This window comes from Mycobacterium sp. 852013-51886_SCH5428379 (assembly GCF_001665575.1).
GTDB lineage: Bacteria > Actinomycetota > Actinomycetes > Mycobacteriales > Mycobacteriaceae > Mycobacterium.
The window spans coordinates 1-13804 of the sequence record NZ_LZSU01000046.1 but is presented as its reverse complement, the minus strand read 5'-3'; the positions used below and the strand labels follow the sequence as shown (position 1 = coordinate 13804).

The window sequence follows — 13804 nt, the reverse complement described above, 5'->3', positions numbered from 1 at the left end:
AAGGAGCTGTGGGAGACCACGATGGATCCGTCGGTGCGGGTGCTGCGCCAGATCACCCTCGACGACGCCGCGGCCGCCGACGAGCTGTTCTCCATCCTGATGGGCGAGGACGTCGAAGCGCGGCGCAGCTTCATCACCCGCAACGCCAAAGACGTTCGCTTCCTTGACGTTTAACGACGTATACCCGATTTAGGAATCCCCGATGACTGATACGACGTTGCCCCCCGGCGACGAGGCCGGCGACCGGATCGAACCGGTCGATATCCAGCAGGAGATGCAGCGCAGCTACATCGACTACGCGATGAGCGTGATCGTCGGGCGTGCGCTGCCCGAGGTGCGGGACGGTCTCAAACCCGTGCACCGCCGCGTGCTGTACGCGATGTTCGACTCCGGTTTCCGCCCGGACCGTGGGCACGCGAAATCCGCACGGTCCGTTGCCGAGACGATGGGCAACTACCACCCGCACGGCGACTCGTCGATCTACGACACCCTGGTGCGCATGGCGCAGCCGTGGTCGCTGCGCTACCCGTTGGTCGACGGGCAGGGCAACTTCGGCTCGCCGGGTAACGATCCGCCGGCCGCGATGAGATACACCGAGGCGCGGCTCACCCCCCTCGCGATGGAGATGCTGCGCGAGATCGACGAGGAGACCGTCGATTTCATCCCGAACTACGACGGCCGGGTGCAGGAGCCGACCGTGCTGCCGAGCCGGTTCCCGAACCTGCTGGCCAATGGTTCCGGCGGTATCGCGGTCGGAATGGCGACCAATATCCCGCCGCACAACTTGCGTGAGCTGGCCGAGGCCGTCTACTGGTGTCTGGAGAACTTCGAGGCCGACGAGGAATCGACACTCGCCGCGGTCATGGAGCGGGTCAAGGGCCCGGACTTCCCCACCCACGGCCTGATCGTCGGCAGCCAGGGCATCGAGGACACGTACCGGACCGGGCGCGGCTCGGTGCGGATGCGCGGCGTGGTCGAGATCGAGGAGGACAGCCGCGGCCGCACCGGCATCGTCATCACCGAGCTGCCCTACCAGGTCAACCACGACAACTTCATCACCTCGATCGCCGAACAGGTCCGCGACGGAAAGCTCGGCGGCATCTCCAACATCGAGGACCAGTCCAGCGACCGGGTCGGCCTGCGCATCGTCGTCGAGATCAAACGCGACGCCGTGGCCAAGGTGGTGCTGAACAACCTCTACAAGCACACCCAGCTCCAGACCAGCTTCGGTGCCAACATGCTGTCGATCGTCGACGGCGTACCCCGCACCCTGCGGCTCGACCAGATGATCCGGTACTACGTCGAACATCAACTCGACGTCATCATCCGGCGGACCCGCTACCGGTTGCGCAAGGCCAACGAGCGGGCCCACATCCTGCGCGGTCTGGTCAAGGCCCTCGACGCGCTCGACGAGGTCATCGCGCTGATCCGGGCGTCGGCCAACGCCGACATCGCCCGGACCGGGTTGATGGAGCTGCTCGACGTCGACGAGATCCAGGCCCAGGCGATCCTCGACATGCAGCTGCGGCGCCTCGCCGCACTGGAGCGCCAGCGCATCGTCGACGACCTCGCCAAGATCGAAGCCGAGATCGCCGACCTCGAGGACATCCTGGCCAAGCCGGAGCGGCAGCGCGGGATCGTCCGCGACGAGCTCAAGGAGATCGCCGACAAGTACGGCGACGACCGGCGGACCCGGATCGTGCCCGCCGACGGCGATGTCAGCGACGAGGATCTGATCGCCCGCGAGGACGTCGTCGTCACCATCACCGAGACCGGCTACGCCAAACGCACCAAGACCGACCTCTACCGCAGCCAGAAGCGCGGCGGCAAGGGTGTCCAGGGCGCCGGCCTCAAACAGGACGACATCGTCAACCACTTCTTCGTGTGCTCCACGCACGACTGGATCCTGTTCTTCACCACGCAGGGCCGCGTGTACCGCGCGAAGGCCTACGAGCTGCCCGAGGCGTCCCGTACCGCCCGCGGTCAGCACGTGGCCAACCTGCTGGCCTTCCAGCCCAACGAGCGCATCGCCCAGGTCATCCAGATCAAGAGCTACGAGGATGCGGACTACCTGGTGCTGGCCACCCGCAACGGGCTGGTCAAGAAGTCGCGGCTGGTCGAGTTCGACTCGAACCGTTCCGGCGGCATCGTCGCGGTGAACCTGCGCGAGGGCGACGAACTGGTGGGCGCGGTGCTGTGCTCGGCGGAGGACGATCTGCTGCTGGTCTCGGCCAACGGACAGTCGATCCGCTTCTCCGCCACCGACGAGGCGCTGCGGCCGATGGGCCGCGCCACCTCCGGTGTGCAGGGCATGCGCTTCAACACCGACGACCAACTGCTGTCGCTCAACGTGGTCCGGCCCGACACCTATCTGCTGGTGGCGACGTCCGGCGGTTACGCGAAGCGGACGCCGATCGACGAGTACACCGCGCAGGGACGTGGCGGCAAGGGCATCCTGACGATTCAGTACGACCGCCGACGTGGCAATCTTGTCGGAGCGTTGATCGTCGATGACGACACCGAGCTGTACGCCATCACCTCCGGCGGCGGTGTCATCCGAACCGCTGCCCGTCAGGTCCGCAAGGCCGGGCGGCAGACCAAGGGTGTTCGCTTGATGAACCTGGGTGAGGGCGACACACTGATTGCCATCGCGCGCAACGCTGAGGCGGGCGACGGCACAGACGAGGTCAACACCGACCCGGAAGCGCCCTGATCAGTGAGGAGCCGTAGGTGAGTGCACCCAACGAGCCGGGATATCCGCGCTCGGGCGAGAGCCCGGGAGGCGGGAACGGTTCCCCCGGGCGTTCCCCGTCGGCCAGCGGTCCGGGCGCCGAGGGCGGCGACGTGCCGCCCTGGCAGCGTGGACGCCAGGGCGCGCGCCCTCCGCAGGGTCCGGCCCGTCCCCAGGAGACGCAGGTCCGGCCGGACGCCACCCGGCCGCCGGGGGCCGAGGCGCGTGCCACCACGCGCTTCCCCACCAGCGGGACGGCTCCCACCGAGGAGACCCAGGCGCCGGTGCGCACGACGGAGCGGGTGGAGGCTCCCCGGCCGGAGTCCCGACCCGAACCCCGGCCGGAATCTCGTCCCGAGGCGTACGCCAGCGAGCTGCCGGACCTGTCGGGACCGGTCCCCCGGCCCGGGCAGCGCAAACCCGGTGAGCGTCCCGCGAGCGAGCCGGCCAACCGGCCGGCGCCACGCACTCAGGTGAGCAGTCGGCCCCCGCGTGGGCCGGTGCGCGCCAGTATGCAGATCCGGCGGGTCGACCCGTGGAGCGCGCTGAAGGTGTCGCTGGTGTTGTCGGTGGCGCTGTTCTTCGTGTGGATGATCGCCGTGGCGTTCCTGTACCTCGTGCTCGGCGGGATGGGCGTGTGGGACAAGCTCAACAGCAACGTCGGGGATCTGCTCACCAGTACGAGCGGCGCCAGCGGCGGCGAATTGGTGTCCAGCGGCACGATCTTCGGTGGCGCTGCCCTGATCGGGTTGGTCAACATCGTGATCCTGTCGGCGATGGCCACCGCGGGTGCGTTCATCTACAACCTCACCACCGACCTGGTCGGCGGGGTCGAGGTGACGCTCGCCGACCGTGACTAGGGATTTGGGAACCGAGTCGCGGTTACGGTAATCTCCCTGCTCGTCCCTGTGACGATGACGGGCCTATAGCTCAGGCGGTTAGAGCGCTTCGCTGATAACGAAGAGGTCGGAGGTTCGAGTCCTCCTAGGCCCACTGGACAGGCTGGTCACCCCGGCCGAGCCCGACGAAGGGGGCGCCATGCGATCGCTGGTGGTGCTCGCGGCGGTGGCGGCGGCGATCCTCGTCTGGCGGTCACGGCACGGGCCCGAGGTGTGGCACGAGCTCGACGCGCCGTCAGCCTGACCGCCGAGGGGCCTTAGCTCAGTTGGTAGAGCGCTGCCTTTGCAAGGCAGATGTCAGGAGTTCGAATCTCCTAGGCTCCACAAATTCCTACCATCGCTCACACCGGATGGGTGGCGAGCCAGTCGAGCAGTAGGTCGGCCACCGCATCCGGATCGTCCTCCGCGCACTCCAGTGTCTGCCCGTGAGTCCGAAGAATGGTCGACAGGCCGGACGCTGCGCCACGGCTTCCCGGGACTTATCCGTTCAGGGACGCGTCGAAAACAAGCTCCCCGCGTCGATAGTGGCCCACTCGCATCGGCCTCCGCAGAGCCCCTAGGGCTTCGGCGTCACCTCGACGCTCGGCGGCAGCGGCGACGGCTCCGGCTGCGTCGAGCGCCGCACGATCGAGAACGTCACCCCGCCCACAGCGAGCACCGCGACCGCGATCCCGGCGATCACGACCGGACGCTTGCGTCGCTTCGGCCGGGGTGGCTGCAGCTTCTGTGGGAGGTTGGAGACGAGCTCCTGGGCCGTCTGCTGCGCGGCGGCGAGTTCTTTGCGCAACTGGCTCTTGCGGTACTGCTTACGCAGCGCTGCCGCGGTCGTCGCCGTGGAGTCCATCCCGATGCCGATCACGCCGCGGGTGACGTCCACCGGGCCGACCGCGGTGTACTTCAGGCCGCGGGCCAGGCGCTGCCGGGGCGGCAGCGGGACATTCGGCGGGAGGCTGGACGTCAGGCTCATACGACACCTTTCAGGGGCGGAGACGGGGTCACCACAGCCTGCCATCTCCCCCGTCGGCGCGACGCCCAATCACGGATGGCACACTGACTTCCCGTGACGAGCCCCATTCAGACCGCGACCGCGACCCTCCACACGAATCGCGGCGACATCAGGATCGCGCTGTTCGGAAACCATGCCCCCAAGACGGTGTCCAACTTCGTCGGATTGGCCCAGGGCACCAAGGATTACAAGACCGAGAACGCCTCGGGCAGCACGTCAGGACCCTTCTACGACGGCGCAGTGTTCCACCGGGTGATCTCCGGCTTCATGATCCAGGGCGGTGACCCCACGGGTACCGGCCGCGGTGGTCCCGGCTACCAGTTCGCCGACGAGTTCCACCCGGAACTGCAGTTCGACAAGCCCTACCTGCTGGCCATGGCCAACGCCGGACCGGGCACCAACGGATCGCAGTTCTTCATCACCGTCGGTCAGACCCCGCACCTCAACCGGCGCCACACCATCTTCGGTGAGGTCGTCGACCCCGAGTCGCAGAAGGTCGTCGACGCGATCGCGACGACGGCGACCGACCGCAACGACCGCCCGACCGAGCCGGTCGTCATCGAGTCGGTCACGATCTCCTGATCTCGACGCCCTAGATCCCCCGACGTTCACTGACGGCGGCCGGCATAGCCGGCCGCCGTCAGTGCGTCCAGGACGCCGAGCGGATCGGTTCCCAGATCCCAACGGCTGAAGATGATCAGCCGGTCGTCGGTCGTCTCCATCTCCAGTAGCCGCATCTTGCGCCCCAGCCGGCGGAACTCCGTGATCCGGATCAGATCGAGGTCCGCGCGGTTCAGCGTCTGTGTCCGCCACCAGCCGCGCACCACCAGACCCGCGTCGGTGATTGCCAGCTTGGGTCGCGCACGCCACGACATCGTTGCGAACGCGAGCAAACCCACCGCCGCGGTCCCGGTGAGGATCCGCCCAGGCGCGTCTGTGACGGCGGTCACAGCGGCGATAGCCATCAGGACGCCGAAGACCCCACAACCAGCGATTCCCGCCGGATGGGGACCCCATTGAGTTTGCTGCATCGCTTATTCACACCCTCTTACCGCGACTGATGCCGTTATCCACAGGTGCTATCCCCAATGGGGATGAACTACACGCATGTGATTGGACCCCCGCGACGTTGCTGTGCGGATAGCTCGAGCGGCGGCCGAGGCCGCCGCCGAACCGTAGTTCGGCGTCAGCGCCAGCGCATCGTGAGCAGCAATCCGGTGATCATGAAGGCAAACGCGATGGCGTAGTTCCACGGGCCGAGGTCGGCCATCCACTGCAGGGCGCCCGGGGCGTCGATGGGATTGGTAGCCGCGAGCTGGAAAACGAGTAGCCAGATGAGTCCGAACAGCATCAGGCTGACGAACAGGACCACGAACCACATACTCGACGGGCCTGCTTTGACCTTGACCGGTGTCCGGCTCACCGTCGTGGCGGTGAAGTCGTTCTTCTTACGGACCTTGGACTTGGGCATGGTTACCTTTGCGAGCTGGCAGTGCGACGATGGTGCGGATGCCCACCCAGATTAGCGTTGCACCTGACGAGGGAGCCCCGGCGGGCCGCCGGCCCTCCCGGTGGCGTCTGGGTGTGCCGGTGGTGTGCCTGGCGGCGGGTCTGCTGCTCGCGGCCACCCACGGGGTGTCCGGCGGCGACGAGATCCGCCGCAGCGACGCACCCCGGCTGGTCGATCTGGTGCGGGAGACGCAGCAGTCGGTCGACCGGCTCAGCGCCGAACGGGACAGCCTCGCCGCTGCGGTCGACGGCTTCCACGGCGGCTCCCCCAGCGTGGATGCGGCCCTGTCGGGGATCGCCGACCGGTTCGCGGAGCTGGCCGCCGACGCGGGCCTGGACGCGATGACCGGGCCCGGTCTCGTCGTCACCCTCAACGACGCGCAGCGCGACGCCGACGGCCGCTATCCCCGCGACGCCTCCCCCGACGATCTCGTCGTGCACCAGCAGGACATCCAGGCGGTGCTCAACGCGCTGTGGAGTGCGGGCGCCGAAGCCGTCCAGATGCAGGATCAGCGGCTGATCGCCACCTCCGCGGCCCGCTGCGTCGGCAACACCCTGCTGCTCAACGGCCGCACCTACAGCCCGCCGTACGTCATCACCGCGATCGGCGACGCCTCGGCGATGCAGGCCGCGTTGGCGGCATCGCCGCTGGTGACGCTGTACCGGCAATACGTGCTGCGCTTCGGCCTGGGCTACACCGAAGAGGTCAAGAGCAGCGTGCAGGTGGTCGGCTACACCCAGCCGGTCCGCATGCGCTTCGCGGTGCCCGCGGGCCCCCTCGGCTACTGATCCGCATCAGCGGCAACCAGCTAGCCTGGTCGGATGCGCATTCTCGTCGTCGACAACTACGACAGCTTCGTCTTCAACCTGGTCCAGTACCTGGGTCAGCTCGGGGTCGAGGCGACGGTGTGGCGCAACGACGACACGCACCTGGGCAGCGACGCCGACGTCACGTCGGCCGCCGCGGACTTCGACGGGGTGCTGCTCAGCCCCGGTCCGGGCACCCCCGAACGGGCCGGCGCGTCGATCCCGCTGGTCGAGGCCTGCGCGGCGGCCCACACCCCGCTGCTGGGCGTGTGCCTGGGCCATCAGGCGATCGGCGTGGCGTTCGGCGCGACGGTGGACCGGGCGCCGGAGCTGTTGCACGGTAAGACCAGCGTCGTCCACCACGCCGATGCCGGCGTGCTGCGCGGGCTGCCGGATCCGTTCACCGCCACGCGGTATCACTCGCTGACGATCCTGCCCGACACCGTGCCCGAGGAACTCGAGGTCACCGCCCGTACCGACAGCGGGATCATCATGGGCGTGCGGCACACCGAGCTGCCCATCCACGGCGTGCAGTTCCACCCCGAGTCGATCCTCACCGAGGGCGGGCACCGGATGCTGGCCAACTGGCTCGGCTACTGCGGCCAGGCGCCCGACGAGACGCTGGTCGCCCAGCTCGAGAACGAGGTCGCCACCGCGATCCAGTCCAGCCCCTTGGTCGTTACGACGCGAAGTTGAGCGTGATCCGGCTGTCGAAGTTGACGCCGGACCCCGCGGACGGACTCTGCCGCACCACCGCGTTCGTGCGCTGACCGCTGTTCTGCACGTCGCCGCCCTTGTCGAGCACACCGGTCCACCCCAGCGCCCTCAGCCGCGGTTCGGCGTCGGCCCAGAACTGTCCGGTCAGATCCGGCATCACGAACTGGTTGCCGCGGGAGACCTGCAGCTGGATCAGCGTGTCCACCGGCACGTTCTCCGACGCGGCGGGTGTGCTGCCCAGGACCTGACCGGCCGGTTCGGTGCTGTCCACCTCGACCGGAACCGAATTCCGGAAGCCGGACGCGTTCAGGATCTGCTGGGCGGACTCCACGCTCTGACCGATCACCGACGGCACCACCCGGCTCTCCGGACCGGAGCCGACGATGATCGTGATCTCGTTGGTGATCGCCGAGGTCTGGTTGGCGGGCGGGTTGGTCGCCATCACCCGGTCCTTGAGCTCCGGGGTGGACGGCGACGCCTGCTGTCGGAATCGACCGAAGCCGGCGTCGGTGAGCTTGCGTACGGCCTCGGCATAGGTCAGCGACTTCACGTCGGGCACTTCTCGCTGCTCAGGACCCGTCGAGACGTTGATGGTGATCTCGTCGCCGGCGGCCGCCTCGGTGTTGGCGGCGGGCGCGGTGCCGATCACGTGATCGGGTGGGACGTCGGAGTTCGGCTCCTGTTGCGTGCGCACCGCGAAGCCGGCGTTCTGCAGCTGCGCGATCGCCTCTGCGGACACCTGCCCCGTGACATCGGGCACCTGCACCGCGCGGGTCTCCCCGCCGAACGAGTTGATGCCGATCGTCACCGCCACCGTCAGGACAGCCAGGACGGCCACCGCGATCAGCCAGCGGCCCACCGAGCCGCCGCGGCCGTGGTCGATGGGGCGCGGCTCGGGCCGCGGCATGTGGGCGATCGGCTCGGTGCGGCCGTGTGCGGGTGCCGCCGACATCATCGACGTGCGTTCGGCCTCGGTGAGCACCTTGGGCGCCTCGGGCGGTTCGCCGCTGTGCACGCGCACCAGATCCGCGCGCAGCTCCGCGGCGGTCTGATAACGGTTGTCGGGGTTCTTCGCCAGCGCCTTGAGCACGACGGCGTCGAGGTCCGGGCTGATCCCCGTGTGCCGCTGCGACGGCGGCACCGGATCCTCCCGGACGTGCTGATACGCCACCGCCACCGGGGAATCGCCGACGAACGGCGGCTCGCCGGTGAGCAGCTCGTAGAGCACGCAGCCCAGCGAGTACACGTCGGAGCGGGCGTCGACCTTCTCCCCGCGCGCCTGCTCGGGCGACAGGTACTGGGCGGTGCCGATCACGGCCGCGGTCTGGGTGACGCTGTTGGCGTCGGCGAGCGCCTTGGCGATGCCGAAGTCCATCACCTTCACCGCGCCGGTGTTGCTGATCATGATGTTGGCGGGTTTGACGTCGCGGTGGATGGTGCCGTGCTGGTGGCTGAAGTTCAGCGCCTGACAGGCGTCGGCGATGACCTCCAGCGCCCGCTTCGGCGGCATCGGGCCCTCGGTGTGGACGATGTCGCGCAGCGTGACGCCGTCGACGTACTCCATCACGATGTACGGCAGCGGCCCGGTCGGCGTCTCGGCCTCGCCGGTGTCGTAGACCGCGACGATCGCGGGGTGGTTCAGCGCGGCGGCATTCTGCGCCTCGCGGCGGAACCGCAGATAGAAACTCGGATCCCTGGCCAGGTCTGCGCGCAGCACCTTGATCGCGACGTCGCGGTGCAGGCGCGTGTCGCGGGCCAGGTGGACCTCGGACATTCCTCCGAAGCCGAGGATCTCTCCGAGCTCGTAGCGGTCGGACAGGTGCTGTGGGGTCGTCATGTCTGTGTGTGTGGCCGTGTCTGTTCAAAGGAGGGAGCCGATCCCCCACCATGACCGAACACGCCGTCGTCGGTCCAACCGGGCAACCAGGACGGCATCGCGGTCGGTGACTGGTACGGCGTGGTCTCGGTGATCGTATTGGTGATCGTGGGCGGCGGACTCTGCTGGTCCTTGCGGTCCTGGGCGTTGAGCACGATCAGGATCGCGATGACGATGGCCAACGCGCCGAGCACACCGGCCGCCCACAGCAGCGCCCGCTGCCCCGAGGAGAACGTGCGACGGGCCGGCGGCGGTGTGCGGTGGCCCGTCGTCGCCGGACGGGCCCGCGCCGCGGTCGGGGGTGCACCGGCCAGGGCGGCTCGGTTCTGGGCGGCCGACGGGACCGCCGCGGGTGCGGCGCGGCCCAGCGTGGGCGCCTGGTTGGGACGCGGTGGACGACGACCCGCGCGGACGGCGGCGACGGCGTCGGCGAACGGTCCGCCGGAGCGGTAGCGCATCCCCGGGTTCTTGACCAGGGTGATCTCGATCAGTTCCCGCACGTTGGGCGGCAGATCGGCCGGCAGCGGCGGCGGCGTCTCCTTGATGTGCTTCATCGCGACCGTCAGCGCGCCGTCGCCGGTGAACGGTCGCTTCCCGGACACCGACTCGTAGCCGACGACGCCGAGGGCGTACACATCGCTGGCGGCGGTGGCGTCGTGGCCCAGCGCTTGCTCGGGGGCGATGTACTGCGCGGTGCCCATCACCATGCCGGTCTGGGTGACCGGAGCGGCGTCGACGGCCTTGGCGATACCGAAGTCGGTGAGCTTCACCTGGCCGGTCGGGGTGATCAGGATGTTGCCGGGTTTGACGTCGCGGTGCACCAGACCCGCGGTGTGCGCGACCTGTAGGGCGCGGCCGGTCTGCTCGAGCATGTCCAGCGCGTGCCGCAGCGACAGCCGCCCCGTGCGCTTGAGCACGGAGTTCAGCGGCTCACCGTTGACGAGCTCCATCACCAGGTACGCGGTGCGGCCCTCGCCGTCCATATCGGTCTCGCCGTAGTCGTAGACGCTGGCAATGCCGGGGTGGTTGAGCATCGCGACGGTGCGGGCCTCGGCGCGGAAGCGTTCGACGAATTCGGGGTCGGTGGAGTACTCGGCCTTGAGGACCTTGACCGCGACCCGGCGGCCCAGCCTGCTGTCGACGGCTTCCCAGACCTGGCCCATGCCGCCGGTCGCGATGAGCCGCTGCAGCCGGTAGCGGCCGGACAGCGTGACACCGACGCGGGGACTCATTTCTCGCCTCGCTTCGCTCGGCTTCGCAGGCCCAACTTCTCGCCTCGCTTCGCTCGGCTTCGGGGACTCATGAGCCCTCCCTCAGCGCCGCCGCAATCGTCGCCCGCCCGATCGGCGCCGCCACCGTCCCGCCCGTCGCCGACAGCCGGTTGCCACCGTTCTCGACCAGCACCGCCACCGCGACCTTCGGCGCCTGCGCCGGCGCGAACGCGATGTACCAGGCATGCGGCGGGGTGTTCCGCGGATCGGTGCCGTGTTCGGCCGTACCGGTCTTCGAAGCGATCTGCACGCCGGCGATGGCTCCCTTCTGCTGCGTCATCTGCTCGGCGCCCACCATCAAATCAGTCAGTGTAGCTGCGACCTGCGGAGACACTGCGCGTCGCTCTTCGACGGGGTCCGTCGTACTGAGGTTTGCCAGGTCGGGTCCCTTGAGGCTGTCGACCAAGTAGGGCCGCATCGTCACCCCTTCGTTCGCGATGGTGGCGGCGACCATCGCGTTCTGCAGCGGTGTGACCGCCACGTCCTTCTGACCGATGCTCGACATCCCGAGCGCGGCCGCGTCGTTGATCGGGCCGACCGTCGACTCGGCCACCTGCAACGGGATCGGCGCGGGCGGCTCGTCGAGCCCGAAACCCTGGGCCGTGCTCTTGAGCGCTTCGGCCCCGGTGTCGACGCCGAGTTCGACGAAGGCGGTGTTGCAGGAGCGCGCGAACGCCTCCCGCAACGGAGCGGTCGGTCCCCCGCCACAGCTCTGGCCGCCGAAGTTCTCCAGCGTTGCGGTGCTGTCCGGCAAGGGAACTCGTGCCGCCGCGGTCAGCTGGGTGTCCTCGGTGGCACCCTTCTGCAGGGCCGCCGCGGTGGTGATCACCTTGAACGTCGAACCGGGCGGGTAGGTCTCGGCGATCGCGCGGTTCACCAGAGGCGAGTTCGGATCGTCCCGCAGCTGCTGCCACGTCTCGGTCTGCTTGTTCATATCGTGGGTCGCCAGCAGGTTGGGGTCGTAGGACGGGGCCGAGACCATCGCGAGGATCTTGCCCGTCGAGGGCTCGAGCGCGACGACCGAACCCTTGCACGGGCCGTCACAGCCCTTCTCCATCGCATCCCATGCGGCCTGCTGTACCCGTGGGTTAATCGTGGTCTCGACGTTGCCACCGCGCGGATCACGCCCGGTGAAGAAGTCGGCGAGCCTGCGGCCGAACAGCCGTTCGTCGGAGCCGTTGAGGATGGTGTCCTCCGCGCGCTCGAGACCCGTGCTCGAGTATCCGAGCGAGTAGAACCCCGTCACCGGCGCGTACGTCATCGGGTTCGGATAGACCCGCAGGAACCGGAACCGGCCATTGGTGGACACCGAATACGCCAGCAGCTGACCACCCGCGGTGATCTGTCCGCGCTGGCGGGAGTACTCGTCGAGCAGCACCCGCTGGTTGCGCGGATCGGTACGCAACCCGTCGGCGGTGAACACCTGGGTGACGGTCGCGTTACCCAGCAGCAGCACGATCAGGACCATGATCGTGACGGAGATGCGGCGCAGTGAGGTGTTCATACCTTCTCGATCACCTCGGTGCTGGCGGCGGCGATCGGGGTCTGCTGCAGGGGTTTGGTGGTGATCGGCCGGCGTGCGGCGTGCGAGATCCGCAGCAGGATCGCCAGCAGCAGGTAGTTGGCCAGCAGCGACGAACCACCGTAGGACATCCACGGCGTGGTCAGGCCGGTGAGCGGGATCAACCGGGTGACACCGCCGACGACGATGAACAGCTGGATCGCCAGCGTCGCTGCAAGCCCGGCGGCCAGCAGCTTGCCGAAGCTGTCACGTACGGCGATCGCGGTGCGCAGCCCGCGGATCACCAGGATCGTGTACAGCATCAGCACCGCGGCGAACCCGACCAGGCCGAGTTCCTCACCGACGGCGGCGATGATGAAGTCCGTCGACGCCGCGGGCACGGTACCGGGCTGGCCGTTGCCGAGGCCGGTGCCGAAGATGCCCCCGGTGGCGAAGCTGAACATCGCCTGCACCATCTGGTAGCCGGTGCCCTCCGGGTCGGCGAAAGGATCCAGCCACGTCTGCACCCGGACCTTGACGTGGTCGAACAGGTAGTACGCGGTGACGCTGGCGATCGCGAACAGCGTGAGACCTATTGCCAGCCAACTGATCCGCTCCGTCGCGGCGTACAGCAGCACGAGGAACGACGCGAACAGCAGCAGCGAGGTGCCGAGGTCCTTCTCGAAGACCATGACCGCGATGGAGGCGATCCAGGCCGCCAGCAGGGGAGCGAGGTCGCGGGGGCGGGGCAGGTCCATGCCGAGGACGTGTTTGCCGGCGCTGGTGAACAGGTTGCGCTTGTCGACGAGCACGGCGGCGAAGAAGATCAGCAGCAGGATCTTGGAGAACTCCGCGGGCTGGATGGAGAAGCCGGGCAGTTCGATCCAGATCTTGGCGCCGTTCTGTTCGGACATCGACCGCGGCAGCACGGCGGGGATGGCCAGCAGCACCAGACCGGTCAGCCCGCACACGTAGCTGTAGCGCGACAGCATCCGGTGGTCGCTGAGCAGGGCGATGACCAGCGTGAAACCCACGACGCCGACCAGCGTCCAGAGCATCTGCTGATTGGCGGTGCCGCCGAGGCCGCGCTCGATCAGCTCACCCTGTGCCAAGTCGAGCCGGTGGATCATCACCAGGCCGAGTCCGTTGAGCAGCGCCACCACCGGCAGCAGCAGCGGGTCGGCGTAGGGCGCGTAGCGGCGCACCGCGAAGTGCGCGAGCGCGAACAGCCCCACGTAACCGGCCGCGTACTGGGCGAGATCCCAGCTCAGACCTTGTTCCTGATTGGCCTCGACCAGCAGCAGCGCGACCATGGTGATCACCGCCGCGAAGCCGAGCAGCAGCAACTCCGCGTTGCGCCGATTGGGCAGCGGCGGGGTGACCGTCACCGGCGACTGCGGCTGGGTGGTCATGACGCCGCCCGGCAGGTCGTTCCCGGTTGTGGTGGCGGCGGGGGCAGAGCGGTGACGGTCTCTCTTATACACATC

Annotated in this window: 13 protein-coding genes and 2 tRNA genes; 8 read left to right on the top strand and 7 right to left on the bottom strand. The window is 68.4% G+C overall.

Annotated elements, in window-relative coordinates; translation table 11 throughout:
- The 5 genes from A5757_RS23005 to A5757_RS19660 form a co-directional block, all read left to right on the top strand.
- Positions 1–174, top strand: a 174-nt coding sequence (locus tag A5757_RS23005) for a hypothetical protein (protein ID WP_156618571.1), incomplete at its 5' end; no start/stop codon positions are given.
- A gap of 28 nt (positions 175–202) precedes the next feature.
- On the top strand, positions 203–2713 hold the full coding sequence (gene gyrA / locus A5757_RS19675; RefSeq protein ID WP_066837497.1) for a DNA gyrase subunit A: 2511 nt from the start codon (positions 203–205) through the stop codon (positions 2711–2713).
- 17 nt (positions 2714–2730) lie between these two features.
- The gene (locus A5757_RS19670; protein ID WP_066837494.1) at positions 2731–3591 is read left to right on the top strand and encodes a DUF3566 domain-containing protein; all 861 of its coding nucleotides are present in this window, start codon (positions 2731–2733) and stop codon (positions 3589–3591) included.
- Between the two features lie 59 nt (positions 3592–3650).
- Positions 3651–3724: transfer RNA gene (locus A5757_RS19665), tRNA-Ile, on the top strand.
- A gap of 157 nt (positions 3725–3881) precedes the next feature.
- Positions 3882–3954: transfer RNA gene (locus A5757_RS19660), tRNA-Ala, on the top strand.
- 232 nt (positions 3955–4186) lie between these two features.
- On the opposite strand, the gene cwsA is transcribed toward A5757_RS19660, so the two are convergent.
- Complete coding sequence (gene cwsA / locus A5757_RS19655) at positions 4187–4597, bottom strand: cell wall synthesis protein CwsA (RefSeq protein WP_066837491.1); 411 nt, start codon at positions 4595–4597, stop codon at positions 4187–4189.
- Between the two features lie 93 nt (positions 4598–4690).
- Here cwsA and A5757_RS19650 point away from each other — a divergent pair, with 93 nt between their 5' ends.
- Complete coding sequence (locus A5757_RS19650; protein WP_066837488.1) at positions 4691–5218, top strand: peptidylprolyl isomerase; 528 nt, start codon at positions 4691–4693, stop codon at positions 5216–5218.
- Positions 5219–5244: 26 nt separating this feature from the next.
- Here A5757_RS19650 and A5757_RS19645 read toward each other — a convergent pair whose 3' ends face one another.
- Positions 5245–5667: a PH domain-containing protein gene (locus A5757_RS19645; RefSeq protein WP_066837486.1), complete on the bottom strand. Its 423-nt coding sequence runs from the start codon at positions 5665–5667 to the stop codon at positions 5245–5247.
- Positions 5668–5822: 155 nt separating this feature from the next.
- Complete coding sequence (gene crgA, locus A5757_RS19640) at positions 5823–6107, bottom strand: cell division protein CrgA (protein ID WP_066837484.1); 285 nt, start codon at positions 6105–6107, stop codon at positions 5823–5825.
- A gap of 38 nt (positions 6108–6145) precedes the next feature.
- Here crgA and A5757_RS19635 point away from each other — a divergent pair, with 38 nt between their 5' ends.
- Positions 6146–6934: a DUF881 domain-containing protein gene (locus A5757_RS19635; RefSeq protein WP_369815978.1), complete on the top strand. Its 789-nt coding sequence runs from the start codon at positions 6146–6148 to the stop codon at positions 6932–6934.
- Positions 6935–6967: 33 nt separating this feature from the next.
- The gene (locus tag A5757_RS19630) at positions 6968–7648 is read left to right on the top strand and encodes an aminodeoxychorismate/anthranilate synthase component II (RefSeq protein ID WP_066837479.1); all 681 of its coding nucleotides are present in this window, start codon (positions 6968–6970) and stop codon (positions 7646–7648) included.
- Here the strand turns inward: A5757_RS19630 and pknB are convergent.
- From pknB to A5757_RS19610, 4 genes are all read right to left on the bottom strand, one after another.
- Complete coding sequence (gene pknB / locus A5757_RS19625) at positions 7632–9506, bottom strand: Stk1 family PASTA domain-containing Ser/Thr kinase (protein ID WP_066837476.1); 1875 nt, start codon at positions 9504–9506, stop codon at positions 7632–7634. The two genes, A5757_RS19630 and pknB, sit on opposite strands and share 17 nt — an antisense overlap.
- Complete coding sequence (locus tag A5757_RS19620) at positions 9503–10777, bottom strand: protein kinase (protein ID WP_066837473.1); 1275 nt, start codon at positions 10775–10777, stop codon at positions 9503–9505. Before A5757_RS19620 ends, pknB begins: the two co-directional genes overlap by 4 nt.
- Before the next feature lie 67 nt (positions 10778–10844).
- Positions 10845–12320 carry a D,D-transpeptidase PbpA gene (gene pbpA, locus A5757_RS19615; RefSeq protein ID WP_066837470.1) on the bottom strand — a complete coding sequence of 492 codons (1476 nt, stop codon included), beginning with the start codon at positions 12318–12320 and terminating at the stop codon, positions 10845–10847.
- Positions 12317–13729 carry an FtsW/RodA/SpoVE family cell cycle protein gene (locus A5757_RS19610; RefSeq protein ID WP_066837467.1) on the bottom strand — a complete coding sequence of 471 codons (1413 nt, stop codon included), beginning with the start codon at positions 13727–13729 and terminating at the stop codon, positions 12317–12319. The genes pbpA and A5757_RS19610 overlap by 4 nt, the downstream gene beginning before the upstream one ends.
- Positions 13730–13804 lie beyond the last annotated feature (75 nt).

Bases quoted from the DNA above. Each gene is read 5' to 3' on its own strand.
- gyrA (WP_066837497.1), top strand. From the start codon at position 203: ATGACTGATACGACGTTGCCCCCCGGCGACGAGGCCGGCGACCGGATC.
- cwsA (WP_066837491.1), bottom strand. From the start codon at position 4,597: ATGAGCCTGACGTCCAGCCTCCCGCCGAATGTCCCGCTGCCGCCCCGG.
- A5757_RS19645 (WP_066837486.1), bottom strand. From the start codon at position 5,667: ATGCAGCAAACTCAATGGGGTCCCCATCCGGCGGGAATCGCTGGTTGT.
- crgA (WP_066837484.1), bottom strand. From the start codon at position 6,107: ATGCCCAAGTCCAAGGTCCGTAAGAAGAACGACTTCACCGCCACGACG.
- A5757_RS19635 (WP_369815978.1), top strand. From the start codon at position 6,146: ATGCCCACCCAGATTAGCGTTGCACCTGACGAGGGAGCCCCGGCGGGC.
- A5757_RS19630 (WP_066837479.1), top strand. From the start codon at position 6,968: ATGCGCATTCTCGTCGTCGACAACTACGACAGCTTCGTCTTCAACCTG.
- pknB (WP_066837476.1), bottom strand. From the start codon at position 9,506: ATGACGACCCCACAGCACCTGTCCGACCGCTACGAGCTCGGAGAGATC.
- A5757_RS19620 (WP_066837473.1), bottom strand. From the start codon at position 10,777: ATGAGTCCCCGCGTCGGTGTCACGCTGTCCGGCCGCTACCGGCTGCAG.
- pbpA (WP_066837470.1), bottom strand. From the start codon at position 12,320: ATGAACACCTCACTGCGCCGCATCTCCGTCACGATCATGGTCCTGATC.
- A5757_RS19610 (WP_066837467.1), bottom strand. From the start codon at position 13,729: ATGACCACCCAGCCGCAGTCGCCGGTGACGGTCACCCCGCCGCTGCCC.